This is a genomic window from Methylocystis sp. IM3 (genome assembly GCF_038070105.1).
Classification (GTDB): domain Bacteria; phylum Pseudomonadota; class Alphaproteobacteria; order Rhizobiales; family Beijerinckiaceae; genus Methylocystis.
In genome coordinates this window covers 980880-1001920 of record NZ_JBBPBZ010000002.1, presented here as the reverse complement: position 1 = coordinate 1001920, position 21041 = coordinate 980880, and the positions used below count along the sequence as shown (strand labels likewise).

Below are 21041 nucleotides of genomic sequence, written 5' to 3'. Positions count from 1 at the left end.
CGGAGGCCACCACCATGATCATCCTCGCAATTCTTACGTCACTCGCAGCGATCGGCCTGCTTTGCTGGCTGCTGTTCAAGCTGGCCGTCTTGGCGCTGCCGGTGTTCGTCGGCGTGACCGTAGGTGCCTGGGCGTACGGCACCGGAGCCGGCGTCCCCGGCGGCATCCTCGTCGGCGCCGTCGCGGCGGCCATCACGCTCGCCGTCGGCAATCTACTCACCACCTTCGTTCGGCCCATGTGGCTGAAGCTGATCGTGGCTGCAGCCTTCGTCGCGCCGGCGGTGATCGCCGGATTCCATGCGACCCATGGCATCGTGAAGCACCTCATGCCGTCCGACGCATGGCAAATCACGTTTTCCGTCATCGGCGCGGTCGCGGTTGGCATCACCACGTTCGTGCGGGTCGCTGGAATGGCGGCGACACCGGGCCCGTCGGGCCGGGAACTTGCGCGGGCCTGATTTTCGCCATCGCCATCAAGAGGATCAGAGCAGCAGTGGGCGTGGCCTCTCTCCGCCGTCTCATGTGGGAGCGATGGGCGTTTGTGGTGCGGATCAACGCTCGGCCAAGGAAAGCGGCTCTCGTTGGAGCGCTGCAGGCAGGGCCATGTTTCGGCGGTGCATCCGGATATCTGGCGCGGCGATCTCCCTGAGGGCGGCGGAAGGCCAGGATGCCGCCGCAATGGCCTGCTGGGAGGAAACGAAGCCGATGAGCCTAGGGTAACGCCGGTTTGCCGATGCGGGGCGGCCTCCATTTTCTCCGCTTTCTGATCGTGCCTCGACCGCTCCAAACGGCCTCTTCAATGGCCTGATCTGGCTGAAGGTCGGCTGCGCCTCGATCGCCTATGACGCAACGGCCGCGTCAAACTTTCTTCCCCTGCCGGCTGCGCCGCCATTCCTCGCGAGACAAGAAAGCCCTCCTTGGCTGTCAGGCCCCTTCTGGGTGCGTCGTCGATCGCCTCCGGCCTGCCGATCGCCATCGAGGCCGCAATGGTGCGGGCTCGAGAACGGAAAACGGAGACTTACAATGGCGACCATCGGCACCTTCAAAAAGACCGACTCGAACGAGTTCACCGGCGAAATCTTCACTCTCAGCGTCCAGGTCAAGAACGTGCGCATCGTCCCCGACCAGCGCGCCACCGGCGAGAACGCGCCCAGCCACCGGGTCCTGGTCGGCCGCGCCGAGATCGGCGCCGCCTGGTCCAAGCGCTCCAACGAGGGCCGCGACTATTTGGGCCTCAAGCTCGATGATCCGAGCTTCAACGCCCCAATCTACGCCAACCTCTTCGACGACGAGGACGGCGAAGGCTACAGCCTCATCTGGTCGCGCAGCCGCAAGGCCAATGGCGACTGACTGCAGGCATCCCGCCCGAGAGATCGGGCGGGACATTTTTATGCCAGCTTTTCTGGCCTCTCCCGGGCACGCGACGCCCGAGCTTTATCCGGGGCCTTATTCTTCGTCAGAGTGGGGTCCTTCGCCTTCGTGCGTTCGGTTCCTCGGCCGCGCTTGCCCTCTTCCGCGCGCCGCGCCTCTTCCTCGCGTGCCTCCTCATCCGGATTGACCAGGGCCACCTGGTCGACGCCCAGCGCCAGGGCGATTTCGTAAAGGCTTACGATAGTCGGATTCCGCCTTCCACGCTCCAGATCACTTAAATATTGCTGCGTGAAGCCAGATCGCTCGGCGAACTGTTCCTGCGTCAGCCCCTTCTCGAGCCTGATTCGTTTTAGATTTCTGCCGACCAGCTTGCGCATGTCCATGCGAACAGGCTGGACCGCTACATACTTTTGGGTTTATCTACTTTAATATGTATACGGCACTAATATCGCGCGAGACGGTCTCAGGGGAAATTGAGTAGATTGCCTAAAAGAAGTCATAAATCGCTCCAGGGAACTCCTATCGTGCCGCCTGGCGACGCAATGCCGATTGCCGATATCGCGCCGACGAATGCGCATATCGTCGATTACGATCGCGCCCAAGGCATTGTCTATCTGAGGCTTCTCGACGCCGAAAAGGAAGGGGCAACATGGGAAGAGGCGGCGAAAATCATTCTCGGCATCGATCCGACACGCGAGCCCGAGCGCGCAAAGCGTGCCTATGATACGCATCTTGCCCGCGCCAAATGGATGACGAAAAGCGGCTACAAAGACCTGCTTCGTGGACCGGCGTAATTTCCACTCGGCGGACCAGCCGTTTTGTCGACGTCAGTTCAAGATTGAGAAGAAAGTCGATCTTTCGGCTTTCCTGTGGCATAGCGCTATGCCCGCGACGGGTAGCCAACTGACCAAAAACCGCCAGACATTTTTGTAAGCTTCGACGTCGCCACTCCACGTCGAGCTATTCCATGACCAATGGCGATTGGCGCTCTGCGAGCGCATATGAATATTTGCGAGAGTCCGGCTGGCATAGTTACGCTTGGGAGTTCCTCAGGCGCAACGATGACTATCGGGCCACATACGCCGACCCGATCAGGCGCGCGGAGCTCGACGCCGGAATAGGGTTACGAGGTCAGTGTTGGGGGATTCGATTTCGCGGTTGATCCGTCGATCGACGCATCGGAAGCCGACGTCTTCTGGCGTCCAGACATATGCGCAAGCGTAGTCATTTTGACGAATCGCGTCGTCGTTCCTTCCGATCTCACCTTTCATCCCGACCGATGGCCCAACATCCGCGCACGGCGGGTTGCGACCGATGGCGCCTATTTCCTTTTCGGTCGCGGGCGCGACGAGCATCATGCCTGGCTGCCCGGTCCGCCCGACGAGGGGTCTTTGCTCTCGGCGCTGATTCCTATCGATGACATGAAACAGCGACGTTCTGAGGCGACGCTCCGGCTGATCAAACGCCTCAATGGCACCACGACGACCGAGGCGCAAATAGGCGATTGGCGCCTTCGGCTGTCGCTCCGCGCCCTCGACGGCGTCCGAGACGGAGCCTCCTACCGACAAGTCGCCGAATCGCTGTTCGGTCGCAAACGACTCGACCGCGAGTCCTGGAAGACGTCGTCGATCCGCGCCCGCACGATCCGCCTTGTTCAGGGCGGCCTGGAGCTCATGCGCGGCGGCTATCGAAAGCTCCTGAGACGATAGCCTGCCTTCGCATCGCCCGCTCACGTGATTGAAGTCCTGTCGTTCCCGCCGCGACCGTCCAGGGTGACGAATTCTCATCACCCGATCTTCGTCATCCCTCCCACTCCATTCCCTCCGCCATGGTGGTCGAGCCAAGCCGCCGATAGCCGGTGGCGCGCCACGATCTGCCGAGGCTCATCCATGTCCGCACAAACAGCGCCCCTGCCGCCGCGCTACCTTCGCACGCCCGAAGCCGCGCGATTTCTTGGCCTTTCGGGCCGCACGCTCGAAAAGCACCGCACCTACGGAACCGGTCCTCGCTATTCGAAGCTCGGCGGCCGCGTCGTCTACCGCGTCGAAGACCTGCAGGCCTGGGCCGATCGTGGCGCCAAGGCGTCGACCTCCGACCCCGGCGTCGGGACCGTTCTCCCCGCGCGGCGGCACGCCGAAGGCCTCGCGCAGCGCGCCGCTCAACCGCGCGGCTGACCTGATGGGAGCGGTGAAAATGACGCCCCGACACCGGCAATCGCGCATCTGCGGCGACGAACGGGAGCAGCTCGAACTCTTTCGAGCGCTGCCCGGCGAGCTCGCGCCACGCGATGCGCAGGACCTCATGGCCTATCCCTTCTTCAGCCTCGCCAAGTCAAAGCGAACGGCGCCCATCGACTTCAGCACGGCCCAGATCGCGATCAAGGTCGAAGCGACCGCCGAACACGGCATGGCGACCATCTGGGATGCCGATGTGCTGATCTGGGCGGCATCTCAAATCGTTCAGGCGCGCGACAAAGGTCTCAAAACCTCGCGCCTGATGGCGACGACGCCCTATGAGATCCTCACCTTCACTGGCCGCGCCACGGGCGCGCGCGACTATCAGCGCCTGCGCGCCGCCTTTGACCGGCTGCAGTCGACCAGCATCGTCACCTCGATCCGTCAAACGACCGAAAGACGCCGCCAGCGCTTCTCCTGGATCAACGAATGGAAGGAGACCGCCGATCCAAGCGGCCGGCCGCTCGGCGTCGAACTCATCGTCCCCGACTGGTTTTACGAAGGCGTCCTAAACGAAGCCTTGGTGCTCACAATCGACCGGGCCTATTTCGGGCTGAAGGGCGGTCTGGAGCGCTGGCTTTATCGTCTCGTTCGCAAGCACGCCGGCAATCAGCAGGGCGGCTGGAGCTTCGATTTCGCGCATCTCCACGCCAAGTCCGGCGCGCTCTCGCCGCTCAAACATTTTGCCTTCGATCTCCGCGACATCGTGCGGCGCCAGCCCATTCCCAATTACCGGCTCGACATTCGCCGGGGTCCGCTCGACCGCGAACTTCTCATCTTCACGCCGCTCACCACCGATCGGCTCGAGCGCGCCGTTCAGCGCCTCGATCGACGTCTCGCCCCGGGGGAAAAACTGTGAATAGGCTCGTGCTATCGGGGACCGGAACTATCGTGCTATCGGGGACCGGATCCTCGTGCTATCGGGGACCAATTTGGCGCTCAAGTCATTGTCACTGCGTCATTCACGGCGCGCTTAACTTACTAACTTCGGAATCCTTCGGATTCCTTTTAACGGCGGGTGCCCTTCCCCCGACCGCCGCCGAGCGAGCGAAATGCCAGCCGGGAAAAGAAGAAGCCGCGCGCCCATCCCGGCGTTCGCGACGCGCGCGCAGAGCCGACCATCCGGCCGATAGCGACGCGGTCTTCGCCTCGCGACAATGGGCCCTCGCACTCCGGCTATTTAATCGAAATCGGCGCGCATCGTCTCCGTTCGATCATGACCTTGCTGGAGGTCGGTCATGAGCGCACCGACCGAAGTCGAACTCTATTTCGTCAAAGGCAAGATCGAACGCTGGATTCGATTCGGCAAGCCGATCAGCGAGCGAACGCTCGATCGCCGGCGGCGCCTCGCGACATTCGCGCCGGGCGACACCTTCGCCTTCATCCGCTGGGCGTCGAATGCGCATGGAACGCTCGTCTCGCGCATCGATATTCTTCGCGCTTGCGACGACGGGGAGCCGTGCTCCACCGTTCCGGGGGTGAAGCCCGGAGCAGAGATTTTGCTGCGGACCGTCGGCTGGGAGAAGGTCCAGCGCGTCCTTCGCACCATCGACGCCGTCGAAGCGTTTGGCTTTCTCCCACAGGAAATTTGTCCCGACTATTGGCGACACGTGCACAGCCGTCTTGCAGCCGGGCTGCCGCCGCGCGCCTATTCGCGCGAGCGCCATCGCGCCTGGCTGCTGCGTGTTGGCTTGGAGCGACGCCCATGAGGACGCTCACTCTCGCCTTCTTCGCCGTCTGCGCAATCGCGTCGAACTTCGCCGGGAGTCGTGTGCCGCTTCTCATCTGGAATGCATCGGCCAGCGTGCCCATCGGACTTTACGCCATTCGACCGATTGGCGGCCTCGCTATCACCGATCTCCTCGTCGCTCGGCCGCCCGAGCACCTCGCAAACTGGCTAGCGACGCGCGGCTATCTGCCCAAGGGCGCACTGCTCTTCAAGCGAGTGGCGGCGCTTCCCGGACAGAAAGTCTGCCGAACCGACTTCACAATATCCGTCGACGGAAGCTTCGTCGCCGAGGCGAATCCTCGAGATCACACAGGCTGCGAGCTGCCGCACTGGAGCGGGTGTTTCACGCTCAAGCCCGGGGAAGTCTTCCTGCTCAACTGGGACAATCCCGCCTCGCTCGACGGACGGTATTTCGGGGCGCTTCCAGTCGATACCATCGTCGGCCGTGCGCAGCCCATCTGGACGGAGGCGGAGTGATGATCGATGCATCACTTTGCCGCGACGCACCTTGCAATCGCGCTTGCGTCGGTCGGCGCTCAGCAAGGCTTCGAACAATTGCGCTCCCCTTGCTCTGCGCCTTATCCGCGCTTCCCGCATACGCTGAGACCGCGCGGTCCGAGCCAATAGCGAACGAAACATCCCACCGTCTCGTCATCACAAGCGCGCTTACGAAGGCGTCCAATCGCTTCCGTCTTCCCGTCCATTGGCTGCGCGCCGTCATGCGCGCAGAGAGCGGCGGCGATGCCAAATCCGTCTCCAACAAAGGCGCAGTCGGCCTCATGCAACTCATGCCGGCGACCTACGCCGAGTTGCGCACGCGCTACGGCCTCGGCACCGATCCTTTCGATCCATACGACAACATTCTGGCTGGAGCCGCATACCTTCGCGAGCTGCTCGACCAATATGGCGAGCACGGCTTTCTGGCGGCGTATAACGCCGGTCCGAGGCGCTATGAGGACTATCTTCGCGGTCGCCCTTTACCAGCCGAAACGACAGATTATGTTCAAAGAATTGCGTCCGCAATTTCGTTCGGCGAAGGTTCCGCGACGCCTTATTCGGCTTCCTCGGGCAACCCCGCCTCTCCGATCTTCATGGCGGTCATCGAGTCGGAAGGGCATTGCAATACTCAGCTGAGATACAGCGTCGACACCGGTCTCAGACCCGAAGGATCCGCACGGCGCTCACTCATCCGGTCGCAGCCAGACGTCAGATTATTTTCAATCGATTTGCACGCAGCGAACGGTCCGAACGCTTCATCGCCTGCTGCTCTTTCGCGCGGTTCCAGCCTTTTCGCCGTTCGCCGACCTTTAGGAGCATCCCAATGACGCGGCTCTCCTCTTTTCGCAGAATAGCGCATGTCCTCGCGCCGTTGTGCGCGAGCCCCGCCGAGGGAGCGCAAGCGATCGAGCTAAGGCAGGATAAAAGGGACAGCCTGCGGCTTTGTCCGGCGGTCGGTTTGTCGTTGAACTTCAATGCATTCGCACAGGCTGCGATTTCGATGCGCAGCCTTTCGGCCCTTGCAAGTCGTTGCAACGACGCATCAATTTCCACCTCATCTGCGATTTGCTATGACGCGTGACGACGATATTCGCATCCGACCCGGCCCCATCCGCTCGACGAAGCCAGGAAGATCAAGGAACTTTGTGTCTCGCGTGCTGGCCGCGACACAGAAGGCGGGTGGCCTGCATCATTCGGGCGCGCGCGGAAAGGGGCATGGCTCCTTCGGCCGCGGCCGGGCTGCGAGCCTCTCCGCGCTGCGCGGCCTGACCTCCCGGTCGCGCGGCGTTGTGGTCAAAGCGCGCATTGTAAGGCACCGTCCGAAATCGACGCCGCTCACGACGCATCTTTCCTACCTGCAACGCGACGGCGTCACCCGCGACGGCGCGCCCGGACGAATGTTTGACGCCGCTGGCGACGAGGCGAATGCGTGCGACTTCGCGGGGCGCTGCCAGAGCGACCGACACCATTTTCGGTTCATCGTTTCACCCGATGACGCGCGGGAGCTTTCCGACCTTCGGGCGTTCACCCGTGACCTCATGGGAGAGATGGCGCGCGATCTCGGGACCACACTCGACTGGGCGGCGATCGACCATTGGAATACCGAGCATCCCCACATCCACGTCCTGGTGCGAGGCCGGGCCGACGACGGCGGCGATCTCGTCAGCAGCCGCGACTATATCAGCCGCGGGCTTCGCGCCCGCGCCGAGCACCTTGTCACCCTCGAGCTCGGCCCCCGCAGCGAGCAGGAGATTCGTCAGGGTCTCGAGCGGCAAGTCGACACCGACCGCTGGACGGCGCTCGATCAGACGCTGGCGCGCGAAGCGGGGAAGCAGGACGGCCTCGTCGACCTTCGGCCGGACGCCGGCCAGCAGAACGATGTCGAGCGGTCGATACTGCTAGGTCGGGCGCGGAAGCTCGAAAAGCTTGGCCTCGCCGCACCGCTCGGCCCCGGCCAGTGGATGATCGGCGAGGAAGCCGAGAGCGTCCTGCGCGCGCTTGGCGAACGCGGCGACATCATCAAACGCATCCATCGCGGCCTCAGGGAGCGGGGCGTGGAGCGGGCGACCGCCGACTTCGTCTGGCATAGCGAAGCGCGCAACGAGCCAATTATCGGCCGCCTCATCTCGCGCGGTCTGGACGACGAACTCAGGGGCTCGGCCTTTGCGATTATCGATGGTGTCGACGGCCGCGCGCATCATGTTCGGCTCAGAGACATCGACGCCACGAGCGACGCCGCCCCCAGCGCCATCGTCGAGATAAGGCGGCTTCCTCCCCGCGACGGCGGGACGCCCCATCTTGTCCTCGCCGTTCGATCCGACCTTTCGATCGAGGAGCAAATCAACGCGACGGGCGCGACCTGGCTCGATCGACGCCTGGTTGCCAGGGAACCCATGCCATTATCGGAATCGGGCTTCGGCGGGGAGGTCCGGAACGCCATGGAAGCGCGCGCCAACCATCTCGTCGCCGAAGGGCTCGCCCACCGCCAAGGCCAGCGCCCGGTCTTCGCCCGGGATCTTCTCGACACGCTACGGTCACGCGAGCTGAATGAAGCTTCCGCCCGGCTGACATCGCAGATAGGCCTTCCGCGGCATGCCGTCGCCGAGGGCGAGATCGTCGCCGGCGTCTATCGACAGCGCCTGACTCTCGCGTCGGGCCGCTTCGCCATGATCGATGACGGCCTCGGCTTCAGTCTGGTCCCCTGGTCACCGTTGCTGGAAAGGGAACTCGGCCGGCAGGTGTCGGGCGCAATGATGCCAGGGGGCGGCGTGGATTGGAGCTTTGGACGGAAGAAAGGAATCGAATTGTAGGCGGACGGAACCCGTGTTGCCCTGGATGTCCTCGCTCTCGCAGTCCCTGGGGCGCACCTTGCCCGGTATTTGCACGCCGTAGCGCGACAGGCCGCGACACCTGATCAATTCGTCTTGCCGGCGCGAGCGACGACCCCACAAGCTGACACCCATGTCCGCCACCCGTATCCTCTGGGGCCAGATCCTCGTCGTCTGCGCCATTGTGCTCGCGACCACATGGGGCGCGACGCAATGGACGGCATGGCGACTGGCGCATCAGCCGGAGTTGGGGCCGCCCTGGATCTTAGTCGGAGTGTGGCGTCTATATCCGCCCCCCGCCTTCTTCTGGTGGTGGTATCATTTCGACGCCTATGCGCCGAATGTTTTCGTCGAGGGCGCAATCATCGCCGCCTCGGGCGGCTTCGTCGCCATCGCCGCCGCCATCGCCATGTCCGTGCATCGTGCGCGGGAAGCGCCAAACGTCGTCACCTATGGCTCGGCGCGCTGGGCGACGCCGGAAGAAGTCGATGCGGCCGGGCTTCTCGGGCCGGACGGCGTGGTGCTCGGAAGATTGCAGGAAAACTATCTACGTCACGACGGCCCCGAACATGTCCTCTGCTTTGCGCCCACCCGCTCCGGCAAGGGCGTGGGCCTTGTCGTTCCGACGCTGCTCACCTGGCCCGGCTCCGTCATCGTCCACGACATCAAGGGCGAGAACTGGACCCTCACCGCCGGCTGGCGAGCGCGTTTCGGCCGCGTGCTGCTCTTCGATCCGACCAACGGCGAGTCTTCCGCCTATAACCCCCTGCTCGAAGTTCGGCGCGGACCCGCCGAGGTGCGGGACGTCCAGAATGTCGCCGACATTCTCGTCGATCCTGAAGGAGCCCTGGAGCGGCGCAATCATTGGGAGAAGACCAGCCACTCGCTGCTTGTCGGCGCCATTCTCCATGTCCTCTACGCCGAGGCTGACAAGACGCTCGCCGGCGTCGCCAACTTCCTGTCTGATCCCAAGCGCCCGATCGAAACGACGTTGCGCGCCATGATGACGACGAAACATCTTGGCGACGCCGACCCGCACCCCGTGGTGGCGTCGACCGCGCGCGAGCTCCTGAACAAATCTGAGAACGAGCGCTCAGGCGTTCTCTCGACCGCCATGTCCTTTCTTGGCCTTTATCGAGACCCCGTCGTCGCGAAGGTGACGCGGCGCTGCGACTGGCGCATCGCCGACCTTGTCTCGGCCGAGAAGCCTGCAACGCTCTACCTCGTGGTGCCGCCCTCCGACATTTCCCGGACCAAGCCGCTCGTGCGCCTGATCCTGAACCAGATTGGGCGGCGACTGACCGAGGAACTGGAATCGAGACAACGGCGCCATCGCCTGCTACTCATGCTCGACGAGTTCCCGGCGCTGGGACGGCTCGACTTTTTCGAGTCCGCGCTCGCCTTCATGGCAGGATACGGCCTAAAGAGCTTCCTCATCGCCCAGTCGCTCAACCAGATCGAGAAGGCCTACGGCCCCAACAACGCCATTCTCGACAATTGTCATGTCAGGGTGTCCTTCGCGACCAATGACGAACGCACGGCCAAGCGCGTCTCCGACGCTCTCGGCACCGCGACGGAAATGCGCGCGATGAAGAACTACGCTGGCCATCGGTTGAGCCCCTGGCTCGGGCACCTGATGGTCTCGCGCCAGGAAACCGCGCGGGCACTGCTAACTCCGGGAGAGGTGATGCAGCTGCCGACTGCCGACGAAATCATCCTCGTCGCCGGCCTGCCGCCGATCCGTGCCAAGAAGGCGCGCTACTATGAAGATCGTCGATTGCAGGGGCGGATACTGCCGCCGCCGAAGCGCGTGGTAATCGACGACGGACGATTGGCTTTAAATTCCGCCGACCCTAACGTGGGAGACGATTGGTCTGCCTTGCCGCCGCCCAAACCGGGAGCTGAATCCGACGAAGATCCCGCAAACAGTGGAATCCGCCGCGAGCCGGAACTTCCGGAGCACGAGGACGTCGCGCCGACCGAACCGAACCAAGCCCTAAACCTCCAAGCTTTCACGCTCGATGAACCGGATGACGAAGAAGCGATCAAGGCTCGCCTGCTCCGCAGCCAAGGCCGCGCACTCGCACGACAGACCGCGCTCGATCCCGACGACGGCATCGCTTTATGAGGTGAACCGATGGCGGTTAAGCAGCGTCTCTCTGTCTATCTCGACGCCGACATGATGGCGCGGCTGGAAAATCTTGCCGCAAAGGAGCGCGCGCCGAAATCGTCGATCGCCGAGGCGGCGATCATTTCTTTTTTGACTGCAGACGACGCAGATCGATGGGAAGCCGCGCTGACACGGCGGCTCGACAGGCTAACGTGCTCCGTCAACCGCGTGGAGCGCGACCTCGAATTCTCGGTCGAAGCACTGGCGCTCTATATCCGTGCCTGGCTCACGGCCACGCCGCCTTTGCCCGAAGGCGCGCAAGCGGCGGCGCAGGCCAAGGGGCGGGAGCGATACGAGAGCTTTATCGAGGCTTTAGGGCGGAGGCTGGCAAGGGGGCAGCGATTGGCGAAGGAGGTTTTGGAGGAGATCCAGCCCAAAGCCAATGACGATACCTCGTGAAAAGGTTGCATCGAGCGCTCTCCCTCAGAGGGACAAAAAATTTCAACACGGCCCGCTCATGACCTTGGTTGTATGAAACGCGTTCTGGTAGGACACCCGCCGACATGTGCCTAAAGCTGGGGGTGGCGGTGGGCATTTCGTCATATGCGTCTTGGGCCCTCGGCGGGTCGCGCGATGAGGGCGCGACCCTGTATCGCCGCCACCAGCGGCCTTACGCCCATGATATTCAAGACGCGCGTGAGATTGTTCGCGAGCACGTTCAACGCCATTTCGCTAGCGACGTTCGGCAGCCGCTTAATTAGGAAACGGGTGGCGCCTATGCGGACCTTAATTGTGCCAGAGGGGTGCTCAACTGTCTCTCTTCGCGTTCTCATAGTCTCGGGATTGGTATCGAGCCGTCGTTGGACTTCTTCGACCACATGTTCATGCTCCCGCCGGGTGATCCGGCGTTCCTTGTAAGGCGTGCATTGGTTCTTGATCGAGCAGGCCCAGCAGGCGGTCTTCGACCCGTAAGGACGCAAGAAAATCCCCTCTCTACAACGGTATAACTATAGGGAAGCAGTTCGCCAGTCGGACAACGATACACATCTAATTCCACCAGATAGGCGAAGTCTTGCTTGCCAAACCGCCCCTCCGCCTTTGCGCCTGAGGTCATAGGTTTCGGCAGAATGACTGTGACGCCAACTTCGATGCACGCGAGGATCTCATGGCCATCGAAGTAGCCGCGATCGGCGACGACATCGAGTCCGTCTACGCCTAGCGCTTCCCCTTAGCCAGCTTCGACATCCGCGCGAGTCGCCCACTGTCCTTGCCCGTCATGGGTAGCGATTAGATGGTGTTCCGGGTCGACGGCAACTTGGACGTTATAGCAAACCACGCCCGAGCCCCGCTCGCTCATGGCCATTGAACGAGCGGGGCTCGGTGCAGCGAGACGTCGCTGGCGTTCGCCCTGTTGCCGATTGCGCTGCGTCTCAAGGTACGGGGCAGCGGCGGCGAGATAGGGCGTGGCCTCAGCCGAGGGCGTGCATCGCCAGCGCAAAGGCGATCCAAACGAAGCCGAGGGAGGAAACGACGAAGCTCACCGCCGTGTAGACCCGCCACAGCGGCTTGTCCCAGAAATTGGGATCGAACGACGCGATCGTGAAGACGGTCGGGTTGGAGAAGCCGCCCACCGCGACGCACCAGCAGGCGATGACGGGAAGCTCCACCCCCGAGCCGTAGAAGCCGACGCCGAACAGCGCCATCAGCGCATAATCGACATGCGCCCGGATCATGGTCTTATAGTCGATAACGAAACGATCCACGGCGGCGATCGGAAACCATTTTGCAAATGTCATCAGCCATGCCGTCGTGATCAAGGCGACGATGCAGGCGGCGGAGCCGATCAGCAGGATTTTCATTCAAGCCTTCCTCGTTTCAGGTCGATAGGTCGGCTCCTCCCACGGGGCAGGGTTCGAAGCCTCAGAGATTCTCCCGCCCGGTTTTGGGCAATTTGCCCGACGGCGGCTTCTGCGCCGATCGCCTCCTTGCAACGAGCAGACGCCACACTCTAAACTCCAGCTTCCCGCCTCCGGAGCCCGAGCATGCAATTGATGGCCCGCCTGATCCTTCAACTCATCGGCGTCGTTCTGCTGTGCCTCCTTGTGACTGCCGGCGGCGTGATGACCAATGTCCATCGCTCGATCGAGGAGGAAACGGCGGCGTCGAGCGAACGGGTCGCCCATGGGCTCGCCAATCTGTTCTGGCGGGAGATCCTCTGGCGACAGAGCCTGCGCGGCGACCGACTGCTCCTACCGTCCCCCGAGTGGGAGACGCTCTCGACGTTGAAACTGGTCTCCCCCGGAGTTTGCGTGACCTTCCACCCTGCCGAACCGCAAGCGGCCCGGACCTTGTGCAGCCAAACGGAAGGAGTCGGAACCCCGGCGCCAGAGTGGTTCTCGATGGCCTATCGAGGCTTCTTCGGCCCGGAGCCATCCGTCGCCACGCCTGTTTCTATCAAAGAGCCCGGTGCCGTCGTCATCGCTACGCCTGAGCCCGCGGCGGTGGTTCGACAGGCGTGGCGGCAGGTGTCCGTCATCCTTACGATCGCCAGTGCCATGGCCATTGGCATCTGCCTTCTCGCTGGCGCCGTCATCGCACATACCTTGGCGCCGACCGAACGGGTCGTCGGGGGGCTTCGTCGCCTCGCGGATGGCGACTACCGGCATAGAGTGCAAATCGACTCGAAAGGAGAATTCGGACTGATTTCCCGCGCGGTGAACGATCTGGCGAGCAGGCTCGCCCAGGCGAGCGCCGAACGCGTGGCGCTCACGAAGCGTCTCTTCGAGGTGCAGGAAGAGGAGCGGCGCGCTCTCGCCCGCGATCTGCACGACGAATTCGGTCAGTGCCTGACAGCCACCATCGCCTTCGCCTCCTCGATCAAGGCAAGGGGCAGCGACCGTCCCGATCTCGCGAAGGATGCGGACGCTGTCATTGGGACGGCGAAGCGCATGATGACGACGCTGCGCGAGGCCCTCGCCCGTCTTCGCTCACAAGATCTGGAGGAGGTCGGACTGGAAGCGAGCCTCGTTCATCTCGTTGGGGATGGAACGCGCAGGCGGCACCCTCCGCCATGGTCCATCTCGATCTCCTTGGCGATCTCGACACCCTGCCGCAACCTGTCTCGACGAATATCTACCGAATCGCGCAGGAATGCCTCACCAACGCGATGCGCCACGGGAAGCCGGGCGACATCCGTCTCAGGGTTGAGCGCCTGATCTCCGAGGAAGGATTCATCGCGCTGACAGTGGAGGACGACGGCGGCGGAGACCCCTCGCGGCTCTCGGCCGCGCCAGGTCACGGCATCCTCGGCGTTCAGGAGCGCGTGGCGGCCTTTGGCGGCAGCGTCCGGATCGGACCCTCGACGCGTGGCGTGCGCGTCTCGGCCCGCATCCCGCTGACGGCGTCCAGTAGGCAAACGACTCGCGTTGCGGCGTGAACGTGCTCTCGATCCTGCTCGTCGATGACCATCCCGTCGTGCGGGAAGGATATCGCAGGCTTCTTGAAAGCCAGCCCGGCTATCGGATCTTGGCTGAGGCGGAGGACGCTGCGGCGGCCTACCGCGCCTACAAGGAGGTGACGCCAGATGTCGTGATCATGGATATCTCCCTTCCGGGCGCCGGGGGGCTCGAGGCGGTCCGACATATCAGGCAATGGGACAGAGGCGCGAAGATCCTCGTCTTCACCATGCACGCCAACACCGCCTTCGCCTTGAAAGCCTTCGAGGCCGGCGCCATGGGCTACGTCACCAAGAGCAGCGACGCCAGCGAACTCATCCGCGCCGTAGGAATCGTCGCACGCGGCGGGCGGGCGCTGAGCGACGATATCGCCCATGCTGTCGCCGCCGAGCGACTCAGCGCCGATCGCCTGCCGACGGACGAGCTTAGCCCGCGCGAGACGGAGATATTGAGACTTTTGGCGTTTGGCCGCACGACGGACGAAATCGCCGATCTGCTCAACATCAGCGCCAAGACGGTGCAGAACTATCATTACCAGATCAAATCGAAGATCGGCGCGCGGACAGACGCGCATCTGGTCTGGCTCGCCGTCGGCGCTGGCCTCGTCAACGCGGGTGGGCCTACCTAAGGATATTAGTCTTGCGCGATCCGCTTTTGGGATTGTGTTGAAAAAGCTCGGCTGTTGCCGGGTGCCGGGACTCGCGATTCACTTTCCCTGCTGATTCGCAGGAAACGCGGCAATGATCGGGACACAAGCCACAGCCGCTCGGTTTTGCTACGATTTCTGCCTCGGCGATCATTACTCGATCGCGCTGTTATCCGACTGCCGCGGATCCTTGGCGACGCCGTCGGTGACCACCACCGTCTTGATGTTCACGAATTCCTTGATGCCATAATGGGAGAGCTCACGGCCGTAACCGCTCTCCTTGACGCCGCCAAAGGGAAGCTTGGGATCGGACATCACGGTCGCGTTCACGCAGACCGAGCCCGCCTCGATGGCCTCGGCGGCGATGCGCTCTCCGCGCTTCAAGTCACGGGTGAACACTCCGCCTCCGAGGCCGAAGACCGAAGCATTTGCAGCGGCGACGCCCTCGGCCTCGTCCTTGACGGGAATGATCGAGGCAACCGGACCGAACAATTCCTCCTCATAGGCAGGCATGCCCGGACGCAGGTCGGTCAAGACCGTCGGCGGATAGAAAGCGCCGGGGCCGCCCGGCACCGTGCCGCCCAGCAGACACCGCGCGCCCTTAGCGATGCTGCTCTCCACCTGCTCATGCAGCGCGTCGCGCAGATCCACGCGGGCGAGCGGGCCGACCGCCGTCTCCGGCAGCGTGGGATCGCCGACCCTGGTATCGGCCATCACCTTCACGAAGGCTTCCTCGAAAGCCTCGCGCACGCTCTCGACCACGATGAAACGCTTGGCTGCGATGCAGCTTTGCCCGGAATTGATGAGCCGACCGGCGGCACAGGCGCGCGCAGCGAACGGGATGTCAGCATCCTCCAGCACCAGGTAAGCGTCGGCGCCGCCGAGTTCGAGCACCGACTTCTTCAGCATTTCGCCAGCCTTTCGCGCCACGGCGCGCCCGGCTGGTCCGCTTCCGGTGAGCGTCACGGCGCGCACCAGAGGATGGGCGATGATCCCGTCGATCGCGCTCGAGCCAACCAGCAGCGTCTTGAACAGGTGCTCGGGAAAGCCCGCCTTGCGGAACACGTCCTCGATCGCGAGCGCGCACCCGGGCACATTGGATGCATGCTTGAGAAGGCCCGCATTGCCCGCCATCAGTGCAGGCGCTGCGAAGCGGAAGACCTGCCAGAAGGGAAAATTCCACGGCATAACGGCTAGCACGGCGCCGATGGGCTGGAACGTAACGAAACTCTTGTTCGCATTGCCTTCCACTGGCTCAGGCGTCAGGAAGCTCGCCGCGTTGTCAGCGAAGTAGTCGCATGCGGCTGCGCATTTCTCTGCTTCGGCAATACCCTGCTGGATCGGCTTGCCCATCTCTTCGGTCATTAGCCGCCCATAGGCGGCCTTGTTGTCGCGCAGCACGCCAGCCGCGGCCTTCATGAGGCGCGCGCGCTCGGCATAGTCGCTGCGGCGCCACTTGCGGGACGCTGCGTCTGCCTTCTCGATGGCGGCCGTGATCTCGCCCTCGGGCGTCGCCTTGTAGCGGTTGCCTTCGCGTCCGGTGGCCGGGTTGATGACGGTAAACGACATGAGAACGCCTCCTTGGTCGAAGACGGGGAACGCCGCGATGGCGGGACGCCAGGTGTTGGACCGATTTTTCGAAAGGCACTCTGAGCTCCCGGCCGGTTTCGCGCCGCCGTCCCCTGTGGACGCCGATCGCGGCCGTGCGTGTCCCCTGGGTGACGTAATTCTGCTCGGCAAAGGCGAAATTCTCAAAGTCTTTGTTGACCGGCGCAAAAACCATCTCGACGATTTTGTCGGGACCGATGACGACGTCCGCATAGTATGGCGTATGCTCAGCTTCGAGCCATTCGACTCGTGGGCTCATCAGCGCGACGGCTCCTGCGACGTCGCCGCGAACGAGCGCCGCGTATAGGTTGCGCACGACGCTTTATAAGGTTTCGCCGCGCGAAGCTATCTTTAGATAGATAGAGGCGTAATTGTGACAGCAATGATTTCGCGCCTTTTCTCGGAAAGGGCGCCGACCAAACCAACTCCGCGTCGTGGCAATCGCGATACCCCGCGTTTAGCCGCCTCACTATCGAGGTCGATGACTTGGTGAGCGGAAAGCGCGATTACGAAGCGGCGAACCTATGTCGCCGGTGCTTGGGAATGTCGTGATTGCGCCAGTAGCAGCCCATCGCTATCGGCTCAGTTCCATTTCAATGAGACGGTTAGCGCAAGGCGGATCATTGCTGCTCGGGTCAAGGTGCTGAAAGCGGAGGCCACGGCGCGCCCGATCCAAATCCGGATGGGCCGACGCCGCAGCCGCACATCCTCCGGGTCTTCGACGCGAGCGAAGCGCGGTCACGATCGGCGAGAGTGCATCCGCGCTATCACGACCAACGGCAAGCTCTTCGGGGACAACAGCGTTCGCTCGTCGTCTGTGTTGATGGCGGCGGCCCCGGCAGCCACGCACCTCTCGACCGCAATGACCGACAACGGCATTTCGATCATGCCGATCCGCCGCCGACATCCCGGGCCACGCAACCCCGCTTTTCCTGAACCTCTCAGGACCATCGCCCCGGCTGACATTCGCTGGCGGGCCGATGCCGCGCGCCCTCACCACAGGATAAAGACTTTCGTCCTTCCGCCGCAATTCGGCCGGCTGGCCCTCCCAGCGACGCAAAAATCATGCGGTGACGAATGCCAAAGAGCCCCACCATAGTGTCCTATTGATAGATAGATTAAAATCGTTGTTTTTGATCGCCAGAAGCCCTACCTATCGAGAGATAGCCACGGGAGCAGGCCCTAATGAGTGATGTCGCTGCCGCCATCATGGACGCCGCCGAGCGGCGGATGCGGAAAGGCGGCTTCAACGGTTTCAGTTATCGCGAGATCGCTGCTGACGTTGGCGTGAAGAGCTCCAGCGTGCACTATCACTTTCCTACCAAGGAGGATCTCGCTGCGGCCGTCATCAAGCGCTACACGGGAGAGACCGCGGAGCTGATCGAGCGCGAGCTTCAAAAAGAAGACAACCCGATCAAGGTGTGGGTGAAGGCGTTTCGAGGGACTCTTCACTCCGAGGACCGGATGTGCCCGTGCGCCGTGCTGGGGGCATCATCGCGGGACTTGCCGCCAGAAGTGGCAGCCGAGGTGAAGCGTTTCTTCAAAATGTGCTACGACAAAATCGTCAAGGAGGGTCTCTCGCCAGATGAGGCCTCTCAGTTGCTCTCGACAATCACCGGTGCTCTCGTCGTCGCCAATGCGGTCAACGATTTCGCCATCTATGATCGTGCCACTCGTGAATTCACCAAGGCCAGAAAGCCGGTGGCTGCAAAAGGTCAGCGCCACTCCAAGTAGCGATTAGAGGCGGGCGGCAGCCTGAAAAATGGTGGAGTCAGGAACCGTCGCGGGAAGAAGGCTCTTCTATAAGAAGGCGCACGGATAAATTTTCGCTAGCCAAAGCTACACTCATTGTCTATCTATCGATAGACAGGAGAGACTCGTGAGTGGAACTGCCAAGCGTTTGATGGATCTCGCCGAGGCCCACATCCGTGAGAGCGGGTACGCCGGGTTCAGCTTTCGCAATCTCGCGGCCGAGGTCGGCATCAAGAGTGCCAGCGTCCATCACCACTTCCCGACAAAGGCTAAGATGGCCGCCGCTGTCACGCGCCGTTACGGTGAACGATTTCTTGCGTCGGTCGTAGCTGAGCCAAATGAAAACGCCGAGGACGCAATTGCCGCCTATCGATCAGCGTTCCGAGGCGCGCTCGAGCGGGATGGTCGCATGTGCCTTGGCGGCGTCCTCGGCGCCGAGGCTGGCGTCCTGGCGCCGGAGGTCAGGGCCGAGGTACAATCATTTTTCCGCGGCTGCATCGACGACCTTGCCCGGCGACTGGGAGGCCCAGGGGCTACAGCTCGAGCGTATCATATCATGGCTACGCTCGAAGGCGGTATGGTGCTGGCGCGCGCTTACGACGACATCGATGCTTTCGATCAGGCGACGTCCACACTGGTACGGGCCTCGAGCGTGGACACGGCCTGAACCCGGCAATCACAATGTCAGGCATCCCTCAAAGCGAAGCTATGCGTTGACAGGACTGCCTGCTCAATCTTGCGTGCCTATTCGAATCCCCCTCGGTGTCGGGAGGCGTAGTTCCAAAGCTCACATACCTCGCCGTCCGAGCTGATTGCATGCAAAGCAATTCCCTGACTTTGGTTGAGAGCCACACGAGCTTCTACGTCGTGATTAGCGGGCTTGACGAGTCCTCTGGCGAATTTCTGCCCGCGCACAAAGGCCATGAGCCGAAGCAGCTCCTGTATTCATAAACGGCGACAGGAGACAAACGTTGAACTCATAGACTCTTAGGCCGTCAGGGTCATCTTACGTCCTTGCTTTCCTTATCCTCGGGACTGCAATCGTGACCAGCACTATGGGTACGCCAAACATCGGAGTTTAAGCGCTGGACTGTTGCCCGTGAGGGCTTGCGCGATATGATTGTTGCCACTCATGAGATCCGGCGGAGCGGGTCGAGCGCGGAGTGCCTTCTCACTCGTTTAGCGCGGCCTTCTTGGCCCTTGTCGTGAACGTCTCCGCGTGGCATGGGAATTTTGGAGACGGCGCTTAGCTCAGCCTGGTTGTTGACCAGATTCTGATTTGATATTGCGGGCTGCCCAGTAATCGAAAGCCCTTTCTTGAATCGCTCGCACGAACGCTGCTGCATCGGGGCCGGTTCGCGAGCCTGTATATCCGTGTTCATCGGGGGGCGATGTCCACCACCCCTGGCCGGGGAGGCGATCGCTTTCTCGCACTACTAATACCGCCATCTGAGGTTCGTCCATCACGGCAGCCGCGATATCGATCGAGCTCAATGTTTTGCAGAGTGCGCGCATCTTGGGTCGGCTGAAGCGATAGCCTAGTGTGGCGAGTAGTTCGGAGTAGCTGACCGTTCGCCGATCGCGCGCCGCTGCCACCAGCAATGCGCGCACACGACTGACGTCGGCTATAGCGCTGCCTCTCTTCGTTAGCGCATTTTGCTCGGTTCTCTGCAAGGCATCGTCCTGGGGCGAAGACTCTCCGTGTCGTCACATCCCCTCTGGAATCGGGTAGACTCGGGACCTATTCTCAGCCAATCTAGGCACCGGGAGGCTCTTGGTCGATCGCCCGGTGGCTCACATGTGCGTGATCAATCAGTCGGCCGGTCGAAATCTGCGGCATCGTGTCGCTCTCTCAGGGCACCGAATAGATCGCCCTGCGTCTTGTTGACTTTGCGACCGCGTTGCACAGCAGGTCGAGAGGCGAGTTTCTCTGACCAGCGGATCACGTTTGGATACTCCTTTACGTTGAGAAACTCCGCGGCGTCGTAATTCCATCCCAAAACTAGCCCGCCATACCAAGGAAAAATCGCGATGTCGGCGATGGTGTAGTCCTCCCCGACAACGAACGGCCGTCCCGCTAGCCATCGATTGAGGACATCAAGCTGCCGTTTCACTTCAATGGTAAAGCGGTCGATGGCATATTCCAGCTTAATCGGTGCATAGACGTAAAAGTGCCCAAACCCGCCGCCGACGTAAGGCGCGCTTCCGACTTGCCAAAAAAGCCATGACAGACACTTCATACGCTGAGGCATGTCCTTTGGCAGGAAGCGGTCGAACTTCTCGGCCAAATAGAGCAGGATCGCGCCCGACTCGAAGATGCGGACCGGCTCTGGTGGACCGTAATCCACCAAAGCCGGAATCTTGGCGTTCGGATTCAGCTCGACGAATCCTGAGCCGAACTGATCGCCTTTGAATATGTCAATGAGCCATGCATCATAGTCTGCGTCTTGAACGCCAGCTGCCAAGAGTTCCTCCAAAAGGATCGTTACTTTCATGCCGTTCATCGTCCCCTGCGAATATAGTTGCAGGGCATGTCGTCCACGCGGCAGGTCCTGCTGATGCCTCGCACCTGAGACAGGACTATTAAGGGGCGCAAAGATTCCGCCATATTCCGTATTTTTTGTCCAAACTCGAGGAGGCGTATATGTATCGGCGTCGTTCACTTCGATTCTCCTTGCCGCGCGCAAACATCACGTGACTGCCACCGTGACGAAACCGCCGCCGTCCCGAGGACAACTCGGTTCCTTCCCGTTGAGCCCCTGAGCTTTTGCTCGGCCCCCCCCTGCGAGGTTGACAATTAATGCGAGTTG

General features: G+C 62.2%; 25 protein-coding genes and 1 pseudogene. 19 read left to right on the top strand and 7 right to left on the bottom strand.

Translation table 11 applies throughout. The features are described 5' to 3' along the window. Positions 1 to 14: 14 nt before the first annotated feature. Positions 15 to 458 carry a hypothetical protein gene (locus tag WOC76_RS06635; protein ID WP_341108138.1) on the top strand — a complete coding sequence of 148 codons (444 nt, stop codon included), beginning with the start codon at positions 15 to 17 and terminating at the stop codon, positions 456 to 458. Positions 459 to 1023: 565 nt separating this feature from the next. Then, on the top strand, positions 1024 to 1350 hold the full coding sequence (locus WOC76_RS06630; protein ID WP_341108139.1) for a DUF736 domain-containing protein: 327 nt from the start codon (positions 1024 to 1026) through the stop codon (positions 1348 to 1350). 38 nt (positions 1351 to 1388) lie between these two features. On the opposite strand, the gene WOC76_RS06625 is transcribed toward WOC76_RS06630, so the two are convergent. After that, positions 1389 to 1748 (bottom strand): helix-turn-helix transcriptional regulator, encoded by a 360-nt coding sequence (locus WOC76_RS06625; RefSeq protein WP_341108141.1) that lies wholly within the window; start codon positions 1746 to 1748, stop codon positions 1389 to 1391. 165 nt (positions 1749 to 1913) lie between these two features. On the opposite strand from WOC76_RS06625, the gene WOC76_RS06620 reads away from it, so the two are divergent. The 12 genes from WOC76_RS06620 to WOC76_RS06570 all read left to right on the top strand — a co-directional run bounded on the left by WOC76_RS06620 (position 1914) and on the right by WOC76_RS06570 (position 11229). After that, on the top strand, positions 1914 to 2165 hold the full coding sequence (locus WOC76_RS06620; RefSeq protein WP_341108142.1) for a DNA -binding domain-containing protein: 252 nt from the start codon (positions 1914 to 1916) through the stop codon (positions 2163 to 2165). Between the two features lie 173 nt (positions 2166 to 2338). After that, positions 2339 to 2533 (top strand): transcriptional regulator domain-containing protein, encoded by a 195-nt coding sequence (locus WOC76_RS24290; RefSeq protein WP_445730645.1) that lies wholly within the window; start codon positions 2339 to 2341, stop codon positions 2531 to 2533. Positions 2534 to 2600: 67 nt separating this feature from the next. Next, positions 2601 to 3080, top strand: a complete 480-nt coding sequence (locus tag WOC76_RS06615) for a DUF2285 domain-containing protein (protein ID WP_341108143.1) — start codon at positions 2601 to 2603, stop codon at positions 3078 to 3080. Positions 3081 to 3260: 180 nt separating this feature from the next. Beyond that, positions 3261 to 3545, top strand: coding sequence for a helix-turn-helix transcriptional regulator (locus tag WOC76_RS06610; RefSeq protein WP_341108144.1), 285 nt, complete (start codon positions 3261 to 3263; stop codon positions 3543 to 3545). A 19-nt stretch (positions 3546 to 3564) separates the two neighbouring features. Further along, positions 3565 to 4464, top strand: coding sequence for a replication initiator protein A (locus WOC76_RS06605; RefSeq protein WP_341108145.1), 900 nt, complete (start codon positions 3565 to 3567; stop codon positions 4462 to 4464). A gap of 379 nt (positions 4465 to 4843) precedes the next feature. Further along, on the top strand, positions 4844 to 5314 hold the full coding sequence (locus tag WOC76_RS06600) for a DUF2840 domain-containing protein (RefSeq protein WP_341108147.1): 471 nt from the start codon (positions 4844 to 4846) through the stop codon (positions 5312 to 5314). Next, positions 5311 to 5811 (top strand): S26 family signal peptidase, encoded by a 501-nt coding sequence (locus WOC76_RS06595; RefSeq protein WP_341108149.1) that lies wholly within the window; start codon positions 5311 to 5313, stop codon positions 5809 to 5811. Before WOC76_RS06600 ends, WOC76_RS06595 begins: the two co-directional genes overlap by 4 nt. A 242-nt stretch (positions 5812 to 6053) precedes the next feature. Further along, on the top strand, positions 6054 to 6659 hold the full coding sequence (locus WOC76_RS24285) for a lytic transglycosylase domain-containing protein (RefSeq protein ID WP_445730646.1): 606 nt from the start codon (positions 6054 to 6056) through the stop codon (positions 6657 to 6659). Continuing rightward, positions 6656 to 6913 (top strand): hypothetical protein, encoded by a 258-nt coding sequence (locus WOC76_RS06585; protein WP_341387732.1) that lies wholly within the window; start codon positions 6656 to 6658, stop codon positions 6911 to 6913. The genes WOC76_RS24285 and WOC76_RS06585 overlap by 4 nt, the downstream gene beginning before the upstream one ends. Further along, positions 6903 to 8642 (top strand): relaxase/mobilization nuclease domain-containing protein, encoded by a 1740-nt coding sequence (locus WOC76_RS06580; RefSeq protein ID WP_341108150.1) that lies wholly within the window; start codon positions 6903 to 6905, stop codon positions 8640 to 8642. Before WOC76_RS06585 ends, WOC76_RS06580 begins: the two co-directional genes overlap by 11 nt. A gap of 151 nt (positions 8643 to 8793) precedes the next feature. Continuing rightward, positions 8794 to 10788, top strand: a complete 1995-nt coding sequence (locus WOC76_RS06575) for a conjugal transfer protein TraG (protein WP_341108151.1) — start codon at positions 8794 to 8796, stop codon at positions 10786 to 10788. A gap of 9 nt (positions 10789 to 10797) precedes the next feature. Further along, positions 10798 to 11229, top strand: coding sequence for a ribbon-helix-helix protein, CopG family (locus WOC76_RS06570; RefSeq protein WP_341108153.1), 432 nt, complete (start codon positions 10798 to 10800; stop codon positions 11227 to 11229). Between the two features lie 140 nt (positions 11230 to 11369). Here the strand turns inward: WOC76_RS06570 and WOC76_RS24280 are convergent, their stop codons facing one another. Both WOC76_RS24280 and WOC76_RS06565 read right to left on the bottom strand, forming a co-directional pair. Then, positions 11370 to 11750 carry a transposase gene (locus WOC76_RS24280; RefSeq protein ID WP_445730647.1) on the bottom strand — a complete coding sequence of 127 codons (381 nt, stop codon included), beginning with the start codon at positions 11748 to 11750 and terminating at the stop codon, positions 11370 to 11372. Between the two features lie 489 nt (positions 11751 to 12239). Next, positions 12240 to 12629 carry a hypothetical protein gene (locus WOC76_RS06565; RefSeq protein WP_341108154.1) on the bottom strand — a complete coding sequence of 130 codons (390 nt, stop codon included), beginning with the start codon at positions 12627 to 12629 and terminating at the stop codon, positions 12240 to 12242. A 183-nt stretch (positions 12630 to 12812) separates the two neighbouring features. Between WOC76_RS06565 and WOC76_RS06560 the strand changes: the two genes are divergently transcribed. From WOC76_RS06560 to WOC76_RS06550, 3 genes are read left to right on the top strand one after another with little or no spacing between them, the layout of a single operon-like run. Continuing rightward, a complete protein-coding gene (locus tag WOC76_RS06560; RefSeq protein ID WP_341431337.1) occupies positions 12813 to 13985 on the top strand; it encodes a histidine kinase in 1173 nt (390 codons plus the stop codon). Beyond that, positions 13937 to 14206, top strand: coding sequence for a hypothetical protein (locus tag WOC76_RS06555; protein ID WP_341431336.1), 270 nt, complete (start codon positions 13937 to 13939; stop codon positions 14204 to 14206). The genes WOC76_RS06560 and WOC76_RS06555 overlap by 49 nt, the downstream gene beginning before the upstream one ends. A 2-nt stretch (positions 14207 to 14208) precedes the next feature. After that, on the top strand, positions 14209 to 14853 hold the full coding sequence (locus WOC76_RS06550) for a response regulator (protein WP_445730679.1): 645 nt from the start codon (positions 14209 to 14211) through the stop codon (positions 14851 to 14853). Positions 14854 to 15024: 171 nt separating this feature from the next. Here WOC76_RS06550 and WOC76_RS06545 read toward each other — a convergent pair whose 3' ends face one another. Further along, on the bottom strand, positions 15025 to 16440 hold the full coding sequence (locus WOC76_RS06545) for an NAD-dependent succinate-semialdehyde dehydrogenase (RefSeq protein WP_341108161.1): 1416 nt from the start codon (positions 16438 to 16440) through the stop codon (positions 15025 to 15027). Between the two features lie 133 nt (positions 16441 to 16573). Next, positions 16574 to 16738, bottom strand: a pseudogene (locus tag WOC76_RS24275) (hypothetical protein); the annotation flags it as partial. Between the two features lie 926 nt (positions 16739 to 17664). Here WOC76_RS24275 and WOC76_RS06535 point away from each other — a divergent pair. Continuing rightward, positions 17665 to 18213: a TetR/AcrR family transcriptional regulator gene (locus WOC76_RS06535; protein ID WP_341108165.1), complete on the top strand. Its 549-nt coding sequence runs from the start codon at positions 17665 to 17667 to the stop codon at positions 18211 to 18213. A gap of 169 nt (positions 18214 to 18382) precedes the next feature. Continuing rightward, complete coding sequence (locus WOC76_RS06530; RefSeq protein WP_341108167.1) at positions 18383 to 18898, top strand: TetR/AcrR family transcriptional regulator; 516 nt, start codon at positions 18383 to 18385, stop codon at positions 18896 to 18898. A gap of 584 nt (positions 18899 to 19482) precedes the next feature. Here the strand turns inward: WOC76_RS06530 and WOC76_RS06525 are convergent. Further along, a complete protein-coding gene (locus WOC76_RS06525; protein ID WP_341108168.1) occupies positions 19483 to 19905 on the bottom strand; it encodes a hypothetical protein in 423 nt (140 codons plus the stop codon). Positions 19906 to 20039: 134 nt separating this feature from the next. Then, positions 20040 to 20894 (bottom strand): glutathione-dependent disulfide-bond oxidoreductase, encoded by an 855-nt coding sequence (gene yghU / locus WOC76_RS06520; RefSeq protein WP_341108170.1) that lies wholly within the window; start codon positions 20892 to 20894, stop codon positions 20040 to 20042. Positions 20895 to 21041: the final 147 nt, after the last annotated feature.